18 protein-coding genes are annotated in these 17,922 nt (G+C 67.6%); 8 read left to right on the forward strand and 10 right to left on the reverse strand.

The features are described 5' to 3' along the window. Window positions 1–17: 17 nt before the first annotated feature. Complete coding sequence (tyrS, locus tag AC07OQ_RS08545; RefSeq protein WP_495052683.1) at window positions 18–1,271, reverse strand: tyrosine--tRNA ligase; 1,254 nt, start codon at window positions 1,269–1,271, stop codon at window positions 18–20. Window positions 1,272–1,500: 229 nt separating this feature from the next. Here tyrS and AC07OQ_RS08550 point away from each other — a divergent pair, with 229 nt between their 5' ends. Next, complete coding sequence (locus tag AC07OQ_RS08550) at window positions 1,501–2,880, forward strand: peptidoglycan DD-metalloendopeptidase family protein (RefSeq protein WP_495052684.1); 1,380 nt, start codon at window positions 1,501–1,503, stop codon at window positions 2,878–2,880. Between the two features lie 11 nt (window positions 2,881–2,891). Continuing rightward, the gene (locus AC07OQ_RS08555) at window positions 2,892–4,004 is read left to right on the forward strand and encodes an anhydro-N-acetylmuramic acid kinase (protein WP_495052685.1); all 1,113 of its coding nucleotides are present in this window, start codon (window positions 2,892–2,894) and stop codon (window positions 4,002–4,004) included. 54 nt (window positions 4,005–4,058) lie between these two features. Here the strand turns inward: AC07OQ_RS08555 and erpA are convergent, their stop codons facing one another. The 3 genes from erpA to rplM form a co-directional block, all read right to left on the reverse strand. Continuing rightward, entirely contained in the window at window positions 4,059–4,433 is a 375-nt protein-coding gene (gene erpA / locus AC07OQ_RS08560; protein ID WP_495052686.1) for an iron-sulfur cluster insertion protein ErpA, read from the reverse strand. 163 nt (window positions 4,434–4,596) lie between these two features. Continuing rightward, complete coding sequence (gene rpsI, locus AC07OQ_RS08565; RefSeq protein ID WP_195796144.1) at window positions 4,597–4,989, reverse strand: 30S ribosomal protein S9; 393 nt, start codon at window positions 4,987–4,989, stop codon at window positions 4,597–4,599. A 9-nt stretch (window positions 4,990–4,998) separates the two neighbouring features. Continuing rightward, window positions 4,999–5,427 carry a 50S ribosomal protein L13 gene (rplM, locus tag AC07OQ_RS08570; protein ID WP_195796143.1) on the reverse strand — a complete coding sequence of 143 codons (429 nt, stop codon included), beginning with the start codon at window positions 5,425–5,427 and terminating at the stop codon, window positions 4,999–5,001. A gap of 276 nt (window positions 5,428–5,703) precedes the next feature. Here rplM and AC07OQ_RS08575 point away from each other — a divergent pair, with 276 nt between their 5' ends. From AC07OQ_RS08575 to AC07OQ_RS08585, 3 genes are all read left to right on the forward strand, one after another. Further along, window positions 5,704–6,408: a GNAT family N-acetyltransferase gene (locus AC07OQ_RS08575; protein WP_495052687.1), complete on the forward strand. Its 705-nt coding sequence runs from the start codon at window positions 5,704–5,706 to the stop codon at window positions 6,406–6,408. A gap of 136 nt (window positions 6,409–6,544) precedes the next feature. Further along, window positions 6,545–7,321 carry a DUF2726 domain-containing protein gene (locus AC07OQ_RS08580; RefSeq protein WP_495052688.1) on the forward strand — a complete coding sequence of 259 codons (777 nt, stop codon included), beginning with the start codon at window positions 6,545–6,547 and terminating at the stop codon, window positions 7,319–7,321. 65 nt (window positions 7,322–7,386) lie between these two features. Continuing rightward, a complete protein-coding gene (locus AC07OQ_RS08585) occupies window positions 7,387–8,433 on the forward strand; it encodes a serine/threonine protein kinase (protein ID WP_495052689.1) in 1,047 nt (348 codons plus the stop codon). Here AC07OQ_RS08585 and htpG read toward each other — a convergent pair whose 3' ends face one another. The 4 genes from htpG to AC07OQ_RS08605 form a co-directional block, all read right to left on the reverse strand. Next, entirely contained in the window at window positions 8,434–10,323 is a 1,890-nt protein-coding gene (gene htpG, locus AC07OQ_RS08590) for a molecular chaperone HtpG (protein WP_495052690.1), read from the reverse strand. A gap of 89 nt (window positions 10,324–10,412) precedes the next feature. Beyond that, entirely contained in the window at window positions 10,413–10,724 is a 312-nt protein-coding gene (locus AC07OQ_RS08595) for a hypothetical protein (protein ID WP_495052691.1), read from the reverse strand. Window positions 10,725–10,757: 33 nt separating this feature from the next. Next, window positions 10,758–11,882: a 3-deoxy-7-phosphoheptulonate synthase gene (locus AC07OQ_RS08600; RefSeq protein ID WP_495052692.1), complete on the reverse strand. Its 1,125-nt coding sequence runs from the start codon at window positions 11,880–11,882 to the stop codon at window positions 10,758–10,760. Window positions 11,883–12,152: 270 nt separating this feature from the next. Beyond that, window positions 12,153–13,508 carry an amidohydrolase gene (locus AC07OQ_RS08605; protein ID WP_495052693.1) on the reverse strand — a complete coding sequence of 452 codons (1,356 nt, stop codon included), beginning with the start codon at window positions 13,506–13,508 and terminating at the stop codon, window positions 12,153–12,155. 102 nt (window positions 13,509–13,610) lie between these two features. Between AC07OQ_RS08605 and AC07OQ_RS08610 the strand changes: the two genes are divergently transcribed. Beyond that, complete coding sequence (locus AC07OQ_RS08610; RefSeq protein ID WP_495052694.1) at window positions 13,611–14,561, forward strand: LysR family transcriptional regulator; 951 nt, start codon at window positions 13,611–13,613, stop codon at window positions 14,559–14,561. Between the two features lie 18 nt (window positions 14,562–14,579). On the opposite strand, the gene tldD is transcribed toward AC07OQ_RS08610, so the two are convergent. Together tldD and rsmI are read right to left on the reverse strand one after the other, a co-directional pair. Further along, window positions 14,580–16,043, reverse strand: coding sequence for a metalloprotease TldD (gene tldD / locus AC07OQ_RS08615; protein WP_495052695.1), 1,464 nt, complete (start codon window positions 16,041–16,043; stop codon window positions 14,580–14,582). Window positions 16,044–16,050: 7 nt separating this feature from the next. After that, on the reverse strand, window positions 16,051–16,965 hold the full coding sequence (gene rsmI / locus AC07OQ_RS08620; protein ID WP_495052696.1) for a 16S rRNA (cytidine(1402)-2'-O)-methyltransferase: 915 nt from the start codon (window positions 16,963–16,965) through the stop codon (window positions 16,051–16,053). On the opposite strand from rsmI, the gene AC07OQ_RS08625 reads away from it, so the two are divergent. Then, a complete protein-coding gene (locus tag AC07OQ_RS08625) occupies window positions 16,958–17,338 on the forward strand; it encodes a YraN family protein (protein WP_495052697.1) in 381 nt (126 codons plus the stop codon). The genes rsmI and AC07OQ_RS08625 overlap by 8 nt on opposite strands. A 29-nt stretch (window positions 17,339–17,367) precedes the next feature. After that, window positions 17,368–17,919, forward strand: a complete 552-nt coding sequence (locus tag AC07OQ_RS08630) for an SIS domain-containing protein (protein ID WP_495052698.1) — start codon at window positions 17,368–17,370, stop codon at window positions 17,917–17,919. The last annotated feature ends 3 nt before the right edge of the window (window positions 17,920–17,922 follow it).

Consider the following 17,922-nt stretch of genomic DNA (forward strand, 5'->3'; position numbering starts at 1 on the left):
TCATGGCCGATTCCGGATCAACTCAGGGTCACGCGGGCAAACTTGCGTTTGCCGACCTGCAATACGAAGGTGCCAGGCTGAACCTTCAAGCCCTTGTCGCTGATCACCGCACCATCGATCTTGACGCCGCCCTGCTCCACCATGCGCAGGCCTTCACTGCTCGACGCCACCAGTCCCGCCGCCTTCAACAGGGCACCGAGACCCATCTCACCGGAGAGGGTGATCTCGGGAACGTCGTCGGGGATGCCGCCCCTGGCTCGATTGTTGAAGTCCTCCTCGGCAGCCTCCGCTGCGGCCTTGGAATGGAAGCGCGCGGTGATCTCCTTGGCCAGCAGCACCTTGGCGTCCTTCGGATTGCGGCCGGCCTCGACCTCGGTCTTCAGCCGGGCGATCTCGTCCAGGCTGCGGAAGCTCAGCAGGTCGAACCACTTCCACATCTGCACATCGCTGATCGACAGCACCTTGGCGAACATGGTGTTGGCCGGGTCGGTGATGCCCACGTAGTTGTTCTTGGACTTGGACATCTTCTCGATGCCGTCCAGGCCCTCCAGCAGCGGCATGGTCAGGATGCACTGCGGCTCCTGGCCGTATTCCTGCTGCAGGTGGCGGCCCATCAGCAGGTTGAACTTCTGGTCGGTGCCGCCCAGCTCCAGATCGCTCTTCAGCGCCACCGAGTCGTAGCCCTGCATCAGCGGGTAGAGGAACTCGTGCACCGAGATCGGCGTCTGTGCCGCATAGCGCTTGGTGAAGTCGTCGCGCTCCATCATGCGCGCCACCGTGTACTTGGCGGCCAGCTGGATCAGGCCGCGCGCGCCCAGCGGGTCGCTCCACTCGGAGTTGTAGCGGATCTCGGTCCTGGCCGGGTCCAGCACCAGGCTGGCCTGCTTGTAATAGGTCTCGGCGTTGAACTTGATCTGCTCTGGCGTCAGCGGCGGGCGGGTGGCGTTGCGGCCCGAGGGGTCGCCGATCATCGAGGTGAAATCGCCGATCAGGAAGATCACCTGGTGGCCCAGATCCTGCAGCTGGCGCATCTTGTTCAGCACGACGGTGTGGCCGATATGGATGTCCGGCGCGGTCGGGTCCAGGCCCAGCTTGATACGCAGTGGTGTTCCGGTGGCTTCCGAACGCGCCAGCTTGCGCTCCCAGTCGGCCTGCGGCAGCAGCTCGTCAACGCCGCGCAGCGAGACGGCCATGGCCTCGCGCACCCTGTCGGTGACCGGATGGGCCGTGGCGGAAGAGGGCTCGGCGGCAGGAGTTCGCGATTCGGACATGTTCGTGAAGTTTGGGCGCAGGCCAGATGTAAAGCCTTGATTCATCGGGTTTTCTTGGCATTCGCGCGGCCCGCGGCTCGCTATACTCGCCGCTGTTTTGCGCTCGCCACCCCTCGTTTGGGGGGAGGTGCCAGCCCCAAATTCTAGTGGACGTCTCGAGGTCCACCGCGTTCCGCGCCGCTCCACCGGGCTCGGCGGGACCGCCAAACAACAAGGTCCCAGGTTAAGCGTGATTGACTGGAAAAACGAACTGAAGCAAGCCGTAGCCAAGGCCGAAGGCTTCGCCGCTCGCCATCCGAAGGCCCTCACCCGCAGCGTCGTCATCGCGCTGGGGGGCTTCGCCATCACCGCCTTCGGTATCGCGCCGCTGGCGCCGAATGCCGCCGACCTGCCGCAGCACCTGATCAGCGAGCCGACCCAGACCCTCGATCTGGAAGAGCAAATGGCCGCGCTGGCCGCGCACCCGCTGAGTCTGGTGCGCAACGATGTGACCCGCAGCAGCGACACGGCCGACAGCCTGCTGCGCCGCATGGGCGCCTTCGACCCCGCCGCCGCCGCCTTCCTGCGCAGCGACGCCCTGGCCCGCCGCGTGCTGCAGGGCCGCGTCGGCAAGATGGTGCAACTCGACGCCGAGGCCGACGGCAAGGTTCGCGCCATGATCGTGCGCTTCCCGGCCGAGCTGGCCGAGCAGCAGGACAGCCATTTCAGCCGCCTGAGCATCACCCGCAACGCGCAGGACGGCTTCGAGGCCAAGCTCGAAGCCGTGCCGCTACAGCCGCAGACCCGCCTGGGCAGCGGCGTGGTGCGCAGCTCGCTGTTCGTCGCCACCGACGAGGCCGGCATCCCCGATGCCATCGCCTCGCAGATGGCCGACATGTTCTCCGCCGACATCGATTTCCATCGCGAACTGCGCAAGGGCGATCGCTTCTCGGTCGTCTTCGAGGCCATGACCGCCGACGGCGAACCGATCAACTGGGGCCAGAGCAGCGGCCGCGTGATCGCCGCCGAGTTCGTCAACGGCGGCAAGAGCTACACCTCGGTCTGGTACCGCGACCCGGCCAGCGGCAAGGGCAGCTACTACGGCCTGGACGGCGAGAGCAAGCGCCGCGCCTTCCTGGCGGCACCGCTGGAGTTCTCGCGCGTGACCTCCAATTTCTCGATGCGCTTTCATCCCATCCTGCAGACATGGCGCGCCCATCTGGGAACGGATTACGGCGCGCCCACAGGCACCTCGGTGCGCAGCGTCGGCGATGGCACGGTCGACTTTGCCGGCTGGCAGAACGGTTTCGGCAACGTCATCCATCTGCGCCACGGCGGTGATCGCACGACGGTTTATGCCCACCTGAGCCGCATCGACGTCAAGAAGGGCCAGAAGATCGAGCAGGGCCAGAAGATCGGTGCCGTCGGCGCCACCGGCTGGGCCACCGGCCCGCACCTGCACTTCGAGTTCCGCGTGGGCGGCAAGCAGCTCGATCCGCGCGTGATGGCCAAGGCCGCCGAGACCATCCAGCTCTCGCCCACCGCCAAGGCCCAGTTCAGGCAGCAGGTCACCGGCATCAAGGCCCAGCTGGCCGCCGCCGAGTCGATGGACGTCGGCACCACTCAGTAATGACGGATCCCATGGCCGATCTCTACATCGGCCTGATGTCCGGCACCTCGCTGGACGGGGTCGATGCCGTGCTAGTGCGCTTTCCCGGCTGCGGCGGCGCACCGATCGAGGTGCTCGATCACCAGCACCGCCCCTTCGAGCCGGACCTGCGCGAGGAACTGCTGGCACTCAACAGCCCCGGCGACAACGAGGCGCATCGCTGCGCCATCGCCGCCAATCGCATGGCGCACGCCTATGCAGAGCTGGTTCACACCTTGCTGCGCCGGAGCGGCCATGGCCCCGGTGATGTGCGCGCCGTCGGCGCCCACGGCCAGACCATCCGGCACCGCCCCGGCGAGTTCGATGGCAACGGCTACACCCTGCAGCTGCTTAACGGCGCCTTGCTGGCCGAGCTGAGCGGCATTGACCTGGTCTGCGACCTGCGCGGCCGCGACGTCGCCGCCGGCGGCCAGGGCGCCCCGCTGGTACCCGCCTTCCACCGCGCGCTGTTCGCGCGACCGGATGCGGACATCGCCGTGCTCAATATCGGCGGCATCAGCAATATCAGCCTGCTGGGCCGCGACGGCTCGACCAGCGGCTTCGACTGCGGCCCCGGCAACTGCCTGATGGACCACTGGGTGGCACGGCATCACGGCCAGCCTTATGACGCCGACGGCGTCTGGGCCGCCAGCGGGCAGGTACTGCCCGCGCTGCTGCAGACCATGCTGGCCGAGCCCTTCTTCGCGCTGACGCCGCCGCGCAGCACCGGCCGCGATCTGTTCAACCCCGGCTGGCTGGAACGCCACCTGGGATCGCAGCCGCAGACGCGCCCGCAGGATGTCCAGGCCACCCTGCTGGAGCTGACGGCCGCCAGCATCGCCGATTGCCTGCGCGGCACCGCTTGCAGCGAACTGCTGGTGTGCGGCGGCGGCGCGCTGAACGGCCGTTTGATGCAGCGCCTGCAGGCCCGACTGCCGACCTTGCAGGTACTGAGCAGCGACGCCCGAGGACTACCACCGATGCAGGTCGAGGCGGCGGCCTTCGCTTGGCTGGCCCAGCGCTTCCTGCGCCGCGAGACAGGCAATCTGCCGCGCGTCACCGGCGCCGCCGGTCCACGCGTGCTGGGCGCACTCTACCCGGCCTGAGCGCCGGTCGCAAAAAAGCCGCCCGTGGGCGGCTCCTGTTTGGCAAGGAGGCGCTCAGACCGAGAAGCTCGAACCGCAACCGCAGGTCGTGGTGGCATTCGGGTTCTTGATCACGAACTGCGCGCCCTGCAGGTCTTCCTTGTAGTCGATCTCGGCACCCATCAGGTACTGCAGGCTCATCGCGTCGATCAGCAGCGTGACGCCGTTCTTGCTCATTTGTGTGTCGTCGTCGTTCACGGCCTCATCGAAGGTGAAGCCGTACTGGAAGCCGGAGCAGCCGCCGCCCTGCACGAAGACGCGCAGCTTCAGCTCCGGATTGCCCTCCTCGGCCACCAGATCCCGCACCTTTTCGGCCGCGCTGTCGGTGAAGATCAGCGGCACGGGCATGTCGTCGGCGCCGGCGGTTTGGGTTTCGAGAACTGCGCTCATAGAAATTCCTGGTAGATGGGCTCTTGCCCGCTATTGTCCACCCAAACGGCGAACCTTGCAGCCCGAGGTATTTGGGGCCGAGCCCAAATGAAACAAGGCCGCTGCGGGGCAGCGGCCTTGTCGCAAAGCCCGGCCACCCGCGGGCGACCGGCTTTGTTGAGGATCAGCGCTTGCTGAACTGCTTCCGGCGACGCGCACCGTGCAGACCGACCTTCTTACGCTCGACTTCACGCGCATCACGTGTGACGAAGCCGGCGCGGCTCAGTTCGGGCTTCAGGGCTGCGTCGTAGTCGATCAGCGCGCGGGTGATGCCGTGACGCACGGCGCCGGCCTGACCCGACTCGCCGCCACCGTGCACGTTCACCTTGATGTCGAAGGCCTCGCCATTGTTCGTCAGCAGCAGGGGCTGCTTGGCGATCATGATCGAGGTCTGACGACCAAAGTACTGCTCGACGGGCTTGCCGTTGATGACGATTTGGCCCGTGCCCTTCTTGATGAAGACACGTGCGACCGACGACTTGCGGCGGCCGGTACCATAGTTCCAGTTTCCGATCATCACCGCTCCTTAGATTTCCAGAGCCTTGGGCTGCTGGGCGGTGTGCGGATGCGTGGCACCGGCGTACACCTTCAGCTTCTTCACCATGGCATAGCCCAGCGGGCCCTTGGGCAGCATGCCCTTGACAGCCTTCTCCAGGGCACGACCCGGATGCTTGGCTTGCATGTCCTTGAACTTGGTGGCGTAGATGCCGCCCGGGAAGCCCGAGTGACGGTAGTACACCTTGTCCGTGGCCTTGTTGCCCGTGACACGCAGCTTGTCGGCGTTGATGATGACGATGAAATCACCGGTGTCGACGTGAGGCGTGTAAATGGCCTTGTGCTTGCCGCGCAAACGGAGTGCCACTTCGCTGGCAACACGTCCGAGCACCTTGTCGGTGGCGTCAATCACAAACCACTCGTGCGTCACTTCTGCCGGCTTGGCGCTGAAGGTCTTCATGAGTTTCTTTCGGTAACTCCGGCCATTCCGAGGAACGACGGGAGCAGTCGCATGGCTGTTCTGCTAAATCGCAGTCCCCGCTGCCCTCATTCGGTGCCGCTTCGTCAAAGGCGGCCTCTCAGCCCGGCAAAAGGGACTTCTTTCCCGCAGCCAAATACAGGAAAGCCCGCGAGTGTATCAAAGGCGCCGTCGGCCGACAAGCCCAGGCCCCTACGCGCACTGACAGCCGCCTTTGCCGCGGGTATCATGCGGGTTATTACTTAGCAAGGCCTCGCGATGAATACCCCGGCCCGCAAGCCGCCCCCCGCAGATGCCACCCCCGCCTGGGGAGCCCTGCAGCATCTGTCGTCCTGGGTGCCCATCCGCTCGCTCGCGCGGCGGCACCGTCGGCGCATCCGCGACCATTTGCTGAGCCTGTCCGAACGCGACCGCTATCTGCGCTTCGGCTATCCGGCCTCGGACGAGCAGATCATCCGCTACGCGATGGGCCTGGATTTCGAGCGCGACGAGGTGCTGGGCATCTTCAACCGTCGGCTGCAGTTGGTGGCCATGGCCCATCTCGCCTACGAACCGCGGCCGCAGCGCCAGGGCCAGCCGGCGATGGCCGAGTTCGGCGTTTCGGTGCTCGGCAAGGCGCGCGGACGCGGCTTTGGCGCCCGCCTGTTCGAGCGCGCGGCCCTGCACGCGCGCAACCGCGGCATCGAGACCCTGTTCATCCATGCGCTGAGCGAGAACGCGCCGATGCTGAAGATCGCCCGCAAGGCCGGCGCCACCGTCGAGCGCGACGGCTCCGAATCCGAGGCCTGGTTGCGCCTGCCGCCGGACACCATGGCCTCCCATGTGGGCGAGGCGATCGAGCGTCATATGGCGGAACTGGACTTCCAGTTCAAGCGCCATATCCAGCTGCTGGGCAACATCATCGACGGCGTCGGCGAGGTCAAATCCCAGTTCGATGACGCCGGCAAGGCTGCCAAACAGTAAGCCGTTCGGCGCCGACCGCGCGTTATGCCCACCCCGCAACCCAGGGTGAGCCCGGGGCGCGATGCCGTGATATTCAGTTACATTCTGCGCTTGAACACCCATGGGAGGTGTTCATAACCATTCGAGATCACGAGGGATGCAAACAATCGTTCCGTGGATCATCGCGCTGGTGTGCGGTCTCGGCTTTGCGACGTTGGCGCTGCTGTGGGCGCTGCGACGCCCTCGCCAGACCGTCAAACCCCTGCCCATCGAATGGTCCCTGAGCGCGCGCCCCGTGTTCAGCACCGACGAGCGGCGCGTCCATCGCCTGCTCAAGGAGGCCCTGCCTCACCATGTGATTCTCGCCAAGCTGCCCTTGGTGCGCTTTTGCCAGCCCACCGAGGCCAAGCAGGTGCGTTACTGGTTCGATCTGCTCGGCGCCACCCATGTGAGCTTCGCGATCTGCAGCCCGAACGGCCGGGTGCTGGCCGCCGTCGACCTGGACAGCGAACGCCAGGCCTCCAGCCGTACCCTGCAGATCAAGCAATCGGTGCTGGGCGCCTGCCGCGTGCGCTACCTGCGCTGCCCGATCGACAACCTGCCCAGTGCCGCCGAGTTGCAGTTGCTGGTGCCCTTTGGCGGCAGTGCCAACCGCGGCCCGCAGCCGGCACCGACCGTGGCCGCGCGCCCCAGCATCAGCGCCAAGACGCCGCGCCGTGGCGGCCGCGAGAATCTCTGGCAGGACTCGGCAGTGTTCCATGATTCCTTCTTCGCGCCCGACAGCCGCTATGACAGCCTGGCGGGAAGTCGCCCGGGCTTCCGCAACAGCCGCCCCTTCGGCGAGCCGCTGGGCGCCGATTCGCAGTATCCGGACGAGGCGCCGAATGACATCGTTGGCGTGGTGGTGGACTCACCACGCTACAGCCACCGCTAGACTGCAGACTCTCGCCCCCCTGTTCCTTCCAACGGCGCCTCGGGCGCCGTTTTCATTTGCCCCTCATGAGCAGCACCGACACCGGCTTTCGCGACCTGACCCCCGAGTTCATGCTGAACGCGATGGAGGCTGCCGGGCTCTACGGCGACGGCCGCATGCTGCAGCTGAACTCCTACGAGAACCGCGTGCTGCAACTGCATCTGGAGGATGGCCATTCTTTCAGCGGGGTGGCGGTGGCCAAGTTCTACCGCCCCGGGCGCTGGAGCGACGCGCAGATCCTGGAGGAGCATGCCTTCGCGCAGGAGCTGGTCGAGGCGGAGGTTCCGGTGGCCGCCCCCTGGCCCCTGGGCACGCCCCCCTCGACCCTGATTCATTTCCAGGGCCAGCGCTTTGCCGTCACGCCGCGCCAGGGCGGGCGGGCGCCCGAGCTGGAAGACCCCGAGGTGCTGAGCTGGATCGGGCGCTATCTGGGCCGCATCCATGCGGTGGGCCGCGCCCGGCCTTTTGAACATCGCCTGGCCTGGGCCAGCGCCCAGCCGGGTCAGGCGGCGCTGGACTTCCTGCTGGCGAACGAGACCGTGCCGCTGGAGATCCGTCCGGCCTGGGCCGATGCGGTGCAACGCTGCCTGGCCGCGATCCAGCAGGCCTTCGACGCCTTGCCGGAGTTGCGCCTGCAACGCCTGCACGGTGACTGCCACCCCGGCAACATCCTCTGGACACCCGACAAGGGACCGCATTTCGTCGACCTGGACGACGCCGTCACCGGCCCCGCGGTGCAGGACCTGTGGATGCTGCTCTCGGGCGACGCCCTGAGCATGCGCCGCCAGCTGGAATGCGTGCTGGAAGGCTACGAGGCGGTGCTGGACTTCGATCGCCGCGAGCTGGCGCTGATCGAACCGCTGCGCACCCTGCGCATGATCCACCACAGCGCCTGGCTGGCGCGGCGCTGGGGCGACCCGGCCTTCCCGCTGGCCTTCCCCTGGTTCGGCACGCCCAACTACTGGAGCGACCAGGTGATCAAGCTGCGCGAGCAACTGGAGGCGATGGCGCCCCAGCCGCCCGCCTCCGGCACGCCCCCCGATGAAGACGAATACATCTTCTGGGATGCGTAGTCAGCCCAGCAGCATCGCGTTGACCCGCCGCACATAGGCCGCCGGGTCCTCCAGGCTGCCGCCCTCGGCCAGCACGGCCTGGTCGAACAGCACCTGGGCCAGATCGTCGAAATACGCGCTGCTGTCGAGCTTCCTGACCAGCGCATGCTCGGCGTTGATCTCCAGGGTCGGCAGCGAGCTCGGCGCGGTCTGGCCGGCCTGCTTCAAGAGGCGCGCCAGATGGCCGCTCATGTCGCCCTCCTCGACGACGATGCAGGCCGGCGAATCGACCAGGCGCGTGCTGATGCGCACGTCCTTGGCGCGATCCTTCAACGAGGCCTTCAGGCGGTCGAGCAGCGGCTTGTTGGCCTCGGCGGCTTCCTCGGCCTTCTTCTTCTCATCCTCGTCCTGCAGCTTGCCCAGGTCGATTGCGCCCTTGGCCACCGACTGCAGCGGCTTGCCCTCGAACTCGTAGAGATGCGAGAGCATCCACTCGTCGACGCGGTCGATCAGCAGCAGCACCTCGATGCCCTTCTTGCGGAAGATCTCCAGCTGCGGGCTGTTCTTGGCGGCCTGCAGCGAGTCGGCGGTAATGTAGTAGATCGCGTCCTGGCCTTCCTTGGCCCGGCTCAGGTAGTCGGCCAGCGAGACGTTCTCGTCGGCGTGGGTTGAGGCGAAGCGCAAGAGCTTGGCCAGGCGCTCCTGGTTCTGGTGGTCCTCGCCGATGCCCTCCTTCAGCACCGAACCGAAATCCTTCCAGAAATCGGCGTATTTGGCCTTCTCGGCGGCGTCCTCGCTGTCGGCCAGCGCTTCCAGCATGGCCAGCACGCGCTTGGTCGAGCCCTCGCGGATCGCCTTCACGTCGCGGCTTTCCTGCAGCAGCTCACGCGAGACATTCAGCGGCAGGTCGGCCGAGTCGATCACGCCCTTGACGAAGCGCAGGTAGACCGGCATCAGCGCCTCGGCGTCGTCCATGATGAAGACGCGCTTGACGTAGAGCTTGACGCCGCCGCGCTTGTCGCGGTTCCACAGATCGAACGGCGCCTTCTTCGGGATGTAGAGCAGCTGGGTGTACTCGCTGCGGCCCTCGACGCGGTTGTGCGTGTAGGCCAGCGGCGCTTCCTGGTCGTAGCTGATCTGCTTGTAGAACTCCTCGTACTGCTCCTGCGTGACCTCGCTCTTGCTGCGGGCCCACAATGCCGAGGCCTTGTTGACGCTTTCCCACTCGTCCTTCAGGACCTGCTCGCTCTTCTCGGCGTCCCACTCCTCCTTCTTCATCAGGATGGGCAGGGAGATATGGTCCGAGTATTTGCCGATGATGGACTTCAGGCGCCAGGTCTTCAGGAACTCTTCCTCGCCCTCGCGCAGATGCAGGATCACATCGGTGCCGCGACCGGCCTTGGCGATGGTCTCGACCTCGTAGTCGCCGGTGCCTTCGGAACTCCAGCGCACGCCCTCCTCGGCCTTCAGGCCGGCACGGCGCGTCTCGACCGTGATGCGGTCGGCCACGATGAAGCCGGAATAGAAGCCGACGCCGAACTGGCCGATCAGATTCAGATCCTTCTTCTGTTCGCCAGACATGGAATCTAGCTTGGCCATGAACTCGCGCGTGCCGCTCTTGGCGATCGTGCCCAGATGGGCGATCGCTTCCTCGGCGCTCATGCCGATGCCGTTGTCGCTGATCGTCACCGTGCGGGCGGCCTCGTCGAAACTGACTCGCACCTCCAGGTTCGGCGCGTCCTCGAACAACTCGGCCTTGTCCAGCGCCTCGAAGCGCAGCTTGTCGCAAGCGTCCGAGGCGTTGGAGACCAGCTCGCGCAGGAAGATTTCCTTGTTGGAATACAGCGAATGGGTGACGAGGTGCAGGATCTGCTTGACCTCGGCCTGGAAGGAATGGGTTTGTTTTTCCATGGCTTCGTCGTGAATGTGAGGAAAGAAAAAAAGCGGCCGCGCCGCCGCGCCCCTCAGGTAGGGGCGCGGCGGCGCAGTTCAAGAGCAGATCAGTAGGACAGGCTCAGCTTGGGCAGATCCACCCGCACCAGGGCCTTGGACAACGCCCCGCTGGTGGCACGGGCGAAATCCAGGGCGAAAACCGGGTCTGCGAACGCCGCCGGGCCGGCGGCCGCGGCCACCGCAAGCACCTTGTCGGCAATCAGCACCTTGCCCGAGCCCCGGATCGGCTCGCATTCGTTCTTCACGAACTGCTCGTCCAGCCAGCGGCGGGCGGCCTCGAAATCCAGCACCTCGTTGCCATCCACCACCAGGTCGAACTCCTGGTCCGGACCGAACACGACCTTGATCTCGCTGCGCATCGCTTGCCTCCTGAAATACGGGTCGATTCTCGCTCAGCCGCGCGCCTGCTTGACCGCCGCGCTCAAGACCTCCAACACCGCCAGCGAGTCGTCCCAGCCCAGGCAGGCGTCGGTGATGCTCTTGCCGTATTCCAGCTTGCTCGGATCATCCTTGCCGGGGCTGAACTTCTGTGCGCCATCCAGCAGATGGCTTTCCACCATCACGCCGAAGATCTGCCGGCTGCCCGCCTTCAGCTGGTCCGCGATGTCGCGCGCCACGTCCAGCTGACGCTCGTGCTTCTTGCTGCTGTTGGCGTGCGAGCAGTCGACCATCAGCCGGGTGTCCAGCTTGGCGGCCGCGAGATCGGCGCAGGCCGCGGCCACGCTGTCGGCGTCGTAGTTGGGGGCCTTGCCGCCGCGCAGGATCACATGGCAGTCCTTGTTACCCTTGGTCTCGACGATCGCCACCTGGCCGTTCTTGTGCACTGACAGGAAATGGTGGGCGCGCGCCGCGGCCTGGATCGCGTCGGTCGCGATCTTGATATTGCCGTCGGTGCCGTTCTTGAAACCGATCGGCGCCGAGATGCCCGAGGCCAGCTCGCGGTGCACCTGGCTCTCGGTCGTGCGCGCGCCGATCGCGCCCCAGGAGATCAGGTCGCCGATGTACTGCGGCGAGATCACGTCCAGGAACTCGCTGCCGGCCGGCATGCCCAGGCGGTTGATCTCCAAGAGCAGTTGGCGCGCGATGCGCAGGCCCTCGTCGATGCGGTAGCTCTCGTCCAGATAGGGGTCGTTGATCAAGCCCTTCCAGCCCACCGTGGTGCGCGGCTTCTCGAAATAGACCCGCATCACGATCTCCAGCGTACCGGCGTGTTTCTCGCGCTCTACCATCAGCCGGCGCGCATATTCCAGCGCCGCAGCCGGATCGTGGATCGAGCAGGGGCCGATGATGACCAGCAGCCGGTCGTCCTTCTTCTGCATGATGTCGCGGATCTTCTGGCGCGTGCCGGTGATCAGGCGCTCCATCGGCGTGCCGGAGATCGGGAAGAAGCGGATCAGGTGTTCGGGCGGCGGCAAGGGGGTGATGTCTCGGATGCGTTGGTCGTCGGTCTCGCTGGTCTTGTCCTGCGGCGAATACCAGCGTTCGGCCTGGTGCTGCGCGGTGGTCTTGGCATTCATGGGGCGTGGCTCTTTCCGGGTCTGATCGATCATGGGACGAAAAAAAACCGCCGGGGCTTGCCCCGGCGGTTTCTAGAGATTCGTTGCGCTCGACTTGCTTGCTTACGCGTTCGCCTCTCCTCCGCCGGTGCGGTGCGAGAACCAAAAGAAAGCAAAGAAATAAAACTTGCCGACGAAACGCATGGGCCAAATGTAGCACGATGCCTTGGGGATCGCGTTGCAGCGCGGCATCGGGGATGCCTGCGGGCCGCGATCGGCCCGCAGGCTCCCTCACTTCCGCGCCATCGCCATGTAGTCGACCGTCAGATGCGTCAGCGTGCGCACGCCGACCAGCAGGCTGGCCTCGTCGACGAAGAAGCGCGGCGAATGGTTCGGCTCGGCCTTGGCCGGATCCTGGCCGGGCGGCGTCGCGCCGATGAATACGAACAGGCCCGGCACCGCCTGCGCGAAGAAGGAGAAATCCTCGCCGCCGGTGCTCTTCTGGATCAGCTCGGCCTTCGCGCCGGGAACGCGCTGCAGGCTCGGCACCATCCTCTCGGTCAGCGCCGCGTCGTTCACGGTCGGCGCGTAGCCATCGGCCTCGAAATGCACATGCGCCGTGCCGCCGCCGCTCTGCGCGATCAGCGACGCGGTCTCGCCCATGCGCGTCATGATGAACTTGCGCATCTCCTCGTCGTAGGTGCGCAGCGTTCCGCTCATCTTCGCCTCGTCGGGAATGATGTTGTAGCGACTGCCGGCATTGAAGGTGCCGACCGTCAGCACCGACGGCTCCTTGCTCACATTGACCTGCCGGCTCGCGATGGTCTGGAAGCCCAGCACGATCTGCGCGCCGAGCACGATCGGGTCGATGCCGCCCCAGGGCTGCGAGCCATGCGTCTGGCGCCCCTTGACCTCGACCTTGAACGCGTCCGAGCCCGCCAGGATGGGCCCGGACCGGTAGCCGATCAGCCCGGTGTTTCCCACCGACATCAGGTGCAGGCCGAACACGACATCGGGCCGCGGCGCATCGAACGCACCCTCGTTCAGCATCCGGCGCGAGCCGCCGATCTCGCCGTTCGGCAGCTTTTCCTCCGCCGGCTGGAACAGCAGCTTCACGGTGCCGGGCAGGCGCTCCTTCATCGAGGCCAGCACCTCGGCCACGCCCATCAGGATCGCGACATGGCCGTCATGGCCACAGGCGTGCATCACGTCGACCTCCTTGCCGTCCCATACCGCCCTGGCCTTGGACGCGAACGGCAGGTCGAGCTGCTCCTTCACCGGCAGCGCATCCATGTCGGCGCGCAGTGCCACGACCGGGCCGAGCTTGCCCCCCTTCAGCGTCGCGACGATGCCGGTCACGGCGCCCCCCTCGCGCACCTCGAAGCCGAGTTTCTTCAGATGGGCGGCGACCAGGGCTGCCGTGCGCCGCTCCTGGTTGCCGAGCTCGGGGTGCTGATGGATGTCGCGACGCCACGCGATCACCTTCGACTCGATCGCCTTCGAGCGCTCGGCGATCAGCGGGTAGAGCGCCTGGGCGGCGGCGGGCGCGCTGGCGGCCGCCGCCTGTGCATGGGCCGCGCCGGCGGCGGCGATCAGGGCGCTCAGAGCGAGCAGGGACGCGTTGAAGAAACAGGACGGCAGGCGCATCGACGGACTCCGCAAGGGCAGTGGGACAGAAGGCCGCCAGCATGCCGGAAGCGCTATCGATTGCCAGTCGTTTTTCCAGCTTGCGATAAGCTGCACCTATCAATGGCCACCACCACCCTCAGCCCCAATGTGCTGCATGAGCGCCTGCTCGCGCGCCTGCGCATGCGCCACCTGCATCTGATCGCGGCGCTGGCGTCGGCCGGCAATCTGCGCCGCGCCGCGCTGGCGATCCATGTCAGCCAGCCGGCCGCGACGCAGATGCTGCGCGAGATCGAGAGCCTGCTCGAGCTGCGCCTGTTCGAACGCCACGCGCGAGGCATGCGCCCGACGCCGGCCGGCAGCACGCTGGCGGCGCAGGCGCGCACGATGCTCGACGCGCTGCGTGTCGTCAGCGAGGGCGCGGCCGCGCACGCGCAGGAAGCCGCACGGCCGCTGCGCATCGGCGCGCTGCCGGCCGCGGTCGCCAGCCTGCTGCGCCCGGCCATGGCCGCCTTGCTGGCACGGCCCGGCCTGCACCTGAATCTGGTCGAAGACAGCAGCGACCGGCTGCTCGCCGGCCTGGCAAGCGGTGCCTTCGACATGGTGCTGCTGCGTCGGCCGGCGCGGCTCGCCAGCGGACAGCACTTTGTCGCGCTGAAGACCGACCGCATGGTGGTGTTCACCTCGCCCTCACACCCAGCGGCCCAGCGGGCGCGCGTGCGCTGGAGTGATCTGGCCGGCTCCCGCTGGCTGCTCGCGCCGGAGGGTTACGCGGTGCGCGCGCTGATCGACGACGCGCTGAAGCGCGCGCGCATCGTGCCGATCGAACACCCGATCCAGAGCCTGGCGCCGCTGCTGATCGAGTCGCTGCTGGCCGGTGGCGATGCCGTCGCGGCCGGGCCGCGTTCGGTGCTCGACCCGCTGCCGCGGGGCAGCGTCGTCGAACTCAAGCTCGCGCTGGATGCCCCCCTGGAGCCGCTCGGCGCGCTATGTCGGACCGATGCCGCGAGCGCCAACGCTCAGGCGCTGGACGAGTTCCTCGCGGTGCTAAAGACGGGCGTAGCGCCCGGCTGAGCAGGCTCTCAGGCCATCTCAGGCCGTGCCGCCCACCGTCAGCCCGTCGATGCGCAAGGTCGGCTGGCCCACGCCCACCGGCACGCTCTGGCCTTCCTTGCCGCAGACGCCCACGCCCGTGTCCAGGCGCATGTCGTTGCCGATCATCGAGACGCGGGTCAGCGCGTCGGGGCCGTTGCCGATGATGGTCGCACCCTTCACCGGGTACTGAATCTTGCCGTCCTCGACCCAGAAGGCTTCGCTGGCGGAGAAGACGAACTTGCCGGAGGTGATGTCCACCTGGCCACCGCCGAAGTTGGTGGCGTACAGGCCCTTCTTGATGCTGGCGATGATTTCCTTGGGGTCCTTGTCGCCGCCCAGCATATAGGTGTTGGTCATGCGCGGCATCGGCACATGGGCATAGCTTTCGCGCCGGCCGTTGCCGGTGGGCTTCACCTTCATCAGGCGCGCGTTCATCGCGTCCTGGATATAGCCCTTCAGGATGCCATCCTCGATCAGCACATTGCGCTGCGAGGCGCAGCCCTCGTCGTCGATATTCAGCGAACCGCGGCGGTCGGGGATCGTGCCGTCGTCCAGCACCGTGACGCCCTTGGCCGCGACGCGCTGGCCAACGCGGCCCGAGAAAGTGCTGGAGCCCTTGCGGTTGAAATCGCCCTCCAGGCCATGGCCCACCGCCTCGTGCAGCAGCACGCCGGGCCAGCCCGGGCCCAGCACCACGGTCATCTCGCCGGCCGGGGCCGGGCGCGATTCCAGATTGGTCAGCGCGGCCGAGACGGCCTGCTCGGCATAGCTGGCGATCATCTCGTCGCTGAAATAGGCCAGGCCGAAGCGCCCGCCGCCGCCGCCGCTGCCCACCTCGCGCCGGCCGTTCTGCTCGGCGATCACGGTGATCGACAGCCGCACCAGCGGCCGCACGTCGGCCGCCAAGGTGCCGTCGGCGCGCGCGATCAGCACCACCTCATGCTCGGCCGCCAGTCCGGCCATCACCTGCGCCACGCGCGGGTCCTTGGCGCGCGCCATCTTCTCGGCGCGCTCCAAGAGCGCGACCTTGGCCGTGCTGTCCAGGCTGGCGATCGGGTCGGCGTCGCCATAGAGCGCGCGGCTGCCCGGCACGGTCGGCGTGCTGGGCACCTGCACGCGCCTGCTCTGTCCGGCCGCGGCGATCGAGCGCACGGTGCGCGCGGCGTCCAGCAGGGCGGCCTCGGAGATGTCGTCCGAATAGGCGAAGGCGGTCTTCTCGCCGGCGACCGCGCGCACGCCGACGCCCTGGTCGATCGAGAAGCTGCCGCTCTTGACGATGCCCTCCTCCAGGCTCCAGCCCTCGGCGCGCGTGGTCTGGAAATAGAGGTCGGCATCGTCGACCCGGTGTTCGGTGATCAGCCGCAGGGCCTTGGCCAGGGACGCCTCGGTCAGGCCATAGGGTTCCAGCAGCTGGGCTTGGGCCGTCGCGAGACGGGCCAGGGTGGGTTCGCGCGAGATCATGGCGGGATTATGGCGCGCCGTCCTTCAATGCGAGCGCGCGCTCGTAAAGCCCGTTGCGCGGTGCGCCGCTGAGCTCGGCGGCCAGGCTCACGGCCTGCTTCAGCGGCAGCTCGCGCAGCAGCACGGCCAGGGTCCGCTCCGCCTCGGGCGCCAGCTCGGCCTCGGACGCCGCGTCCGGCGCCTTGGCATGCAGCACCAGCACGAACTCGCCGCGCTCGCGCTGGGCATCGCCGGCGATCCAGGCCGGCAGCTCGGCGGCCGGGGCCGTGTGCACGGTCTCGAACTGCTTGGTCAGCTCGCGGCAGACCGTCACGCGCTGCGCGCCGCAGAGCTCGGCCAGCAGCTCGATCAGGGCCTTGATGCGGTGCGGCGCCTCGAACAGCACCTGGCTGCGCGGGCTGCCGGCCAGGGCCTGCAGCGCCGTGCGGCGCTCGGCCGCCTTGGTCGGCAGGAAGCCGGCGAACTCGAAGCCCGCGGCCGCCATGTCGCCGGCCACGCTGAGCGCCGTCACCGCGCTGCTGGCGCCGGGGACCGGCAGCACGCGCAGGCCCGCCGCGGCCACCTCCGCCACCAGCACCGCGCCGGGGTCGGAGATGGCCGGCGTGCCGGCGTCCGACACATAGGCGATGCGCTCGCCGGAGCGCAGCCGCGCGATCAGCGCCGTGCTGGCCTCGCGCTCGTTGTGCTGGTGCAGCGCGATCAAGGGCTTGTGCAGGCCCAGATGGCGCAGCAGGCCGCCGGAGACGCGCGTGTCCTCACAGGCCACCGCATCGACCAGGCCCAGCACATGGGCGGCGCGGAACGTCAGGTCGGCCAGATTGCCGATCGGCGTGGCCACCACGTAGAGCGTGGCTGCGGGATACTGCTGGCCACCGGCCGCGGCCGCGGCCGCCTGCATCAGCAGGGAGGCGTCGATGTTCAAATGGGGCTCCACCAAGGTTCGGGGCGATGCCGCCGAGGACCGCGCGCTGCAGCACCTGCAGCAGCGGGGCCTGCGGCTGCTGGAGCGCAATTATCGGGTCGCGGCCGGCCCCGGCGCGCGCGCCGGCGAGGTGGACCTGATCATGCGGGACCGCGACGGGACCCTGGTCTTCGTCGAGGTGCGGGCCCGGCTCGATGCCTCGCATGGCGGCGCCGCGGCCAGCGTCACGCCGACCAAGCAGCGCCGGCTGATCTATGCGGCGCGCCATTACCTGCTGCGCCATGCCACGCCGCCGCCCTGCCGCTTCGATGTCGTCGCGCTGGACGGCGACGGTATCGACTGGTTGCAGGCCGCGTTCGAGGCCCAGGACTAGGGGTTGACCCTGGCTTATGATGCGGGTCAATGCTTGAGCAACGCATCCAACAACAGTTTTTCGAGAGCGCCGACCTGCAATACCAGGTGGCCGAAGGTTTGTCCCGCCCTCTGGCGGTGGCGGCGCAGATGCTGGTGGACGGCATCACCGCCGGCGGCCGCGTGCTGTGCACGGGCCTGGGCCTGTCGGAACTGGACGCGCGCTACATGGCCGCACTGCTGGCGGGGCGCTTCGAACAGGAGCGCCCGGGCCTGGCGGCCTGGGCCCTGGACGGGCTGACCGCCCCGGCCCGCCAGATCCAGACCCTGGGCCATCCCGGCGACCTGCTGCTGCTGTTCGAGGCCGGCAGCGCCAGCCGCGCCAGCCATGGCGCGCTGCTGGAGGCCGCCCATGCCCAGGAGATGAGCGTGATCGCGCTGACCGGCAGCCAGGACGAAGAGCTGCGCGGCCTGCTGCTGGACACCGATGTGCAGATCCGCGTGCCGCACAGCCGCTTCGCCCGCGTGGCCGAGACGCAGCGCCTGCTGGCCCATTGCCTGTGCGATGCGGTCGACATGCAGCTGCTGGGCACCGGCGAGTGACGC

Source organism: Roseateles sp. GW821-FHT09B06, assembly GCF_059418245.1.

Bases quoted from the DNA above. Each gene is read 5' to 3' on its own strand.
- AC07OQ_RS08630 (WP_495052698.1), top strand. From the start codon at position 17,368: ATGCTTGAGCAACGCATCCAACAACAGTTTTTCGAGAGCGCCGACCTG.
- AC07OQ_RS08595 (WP_495052691.1), bottom strand. From the start codon at position 10,724: ATGCGCAGCGAGATCAAGGTCGTGTTCGGTCCGGACCAGGAGTTCGAC.
- AC07OQ_RS08600 (WP_495052692.1), bottom strand. From the start codon at position 11,882: ATGAATGCCAAGACCACCGCGCAGCACCAGGCCGAACGCTGGTATTCG.
- AC07OQ_RS08575 (WP_495052687.1), top strand. From the start codon at position 5,704: ATGAATACCCCGGCCCGCAAGCCGCCCCCCGCAGATGCCACCCCCGCC.
- AC07OQ_RS08585 (WP_495052689.1), top strand. From the start codon at position 7,387: ATGAGCAGCACCGACACCGGCTTTCGCGACCTGACCCCCGAGTTCATG.
- htpG (WP_495052690.1), bottom strand. From the start codon at position 10,323: ATGGAAAAACAAACCCATTCCTTCCAGGCCGAGGTCAAGCAGATCCTG.
- AC07OQ_RS08605 (WP_495052693.1), bottom strand. From the start codon at position 13,508: ATGCGCCTGCCGTCCTGTTTCTTCAACGCGTCCCTGCTCGCTCTGAGC.
- tldD (WP_495052695.1), bottom strand. From the start codon at position 16,043: ATGATCTCGCGCGAACCCACCCTGGCCCGTCTCGCGACGGCCCAAGCC.
- AC07OQ_RS08625 (WP_495052697.1), top strand. From the start codon at position 16,958: ATGTTCAAATGGGGCTCCACCAAGGTTCGGGGCGATGCCGCCGAGGAC.
- AC07OQ_RS08580 (WP_495052688.1), top strand. From the start codon at position 6,545: ATGCAAACAATCGTTCCGTGGATCATCGCGCTGGTGTGCGGTCTCGGC.
- AC07OQ_RS08610 (WP_495052694.1), top strand. From the start codon at position 13,611: ATGGCCACCACCACCCTCAGCCCCAATGTGCTGCATGAGCGCCTGCTC.
- erpA (WP_495052686.1), bottom strand. From the start codon at position 4,433: ATGAGCGCAGTTCTCGAAACCCAAACCGCCGGCGCCGACGACATGCCC.
- rpsI (WP_195796144.1), bottom strand. From the start codon at position 4,989: ATGATCGGAAACTGGAACTATGGTACCGGCCGCCGCAAGTCGTCGGTC.
- rplM (WP_195796143.1), bottom strand. From the start codon at position 5,427: ATGAAGACCTTCAGCGCCAAGCCGGCAGAAGTGACGCACGAGTGGTTT.
- tyrS (WP_495052683.1), bottom strand. From the start codon at position 1,271: ATGTCCGAATCGCGAACTCCTGCCGCCGAGCCCTCTTCCGCCACGGCC.
- AC07OQ_RS08555 (WP_495052685.1), top strand. From the start codon at position 2,892: ATGGCCGATCTCTACATCGGCCTGATGTCCGGCACCTCGCTGGACGGG.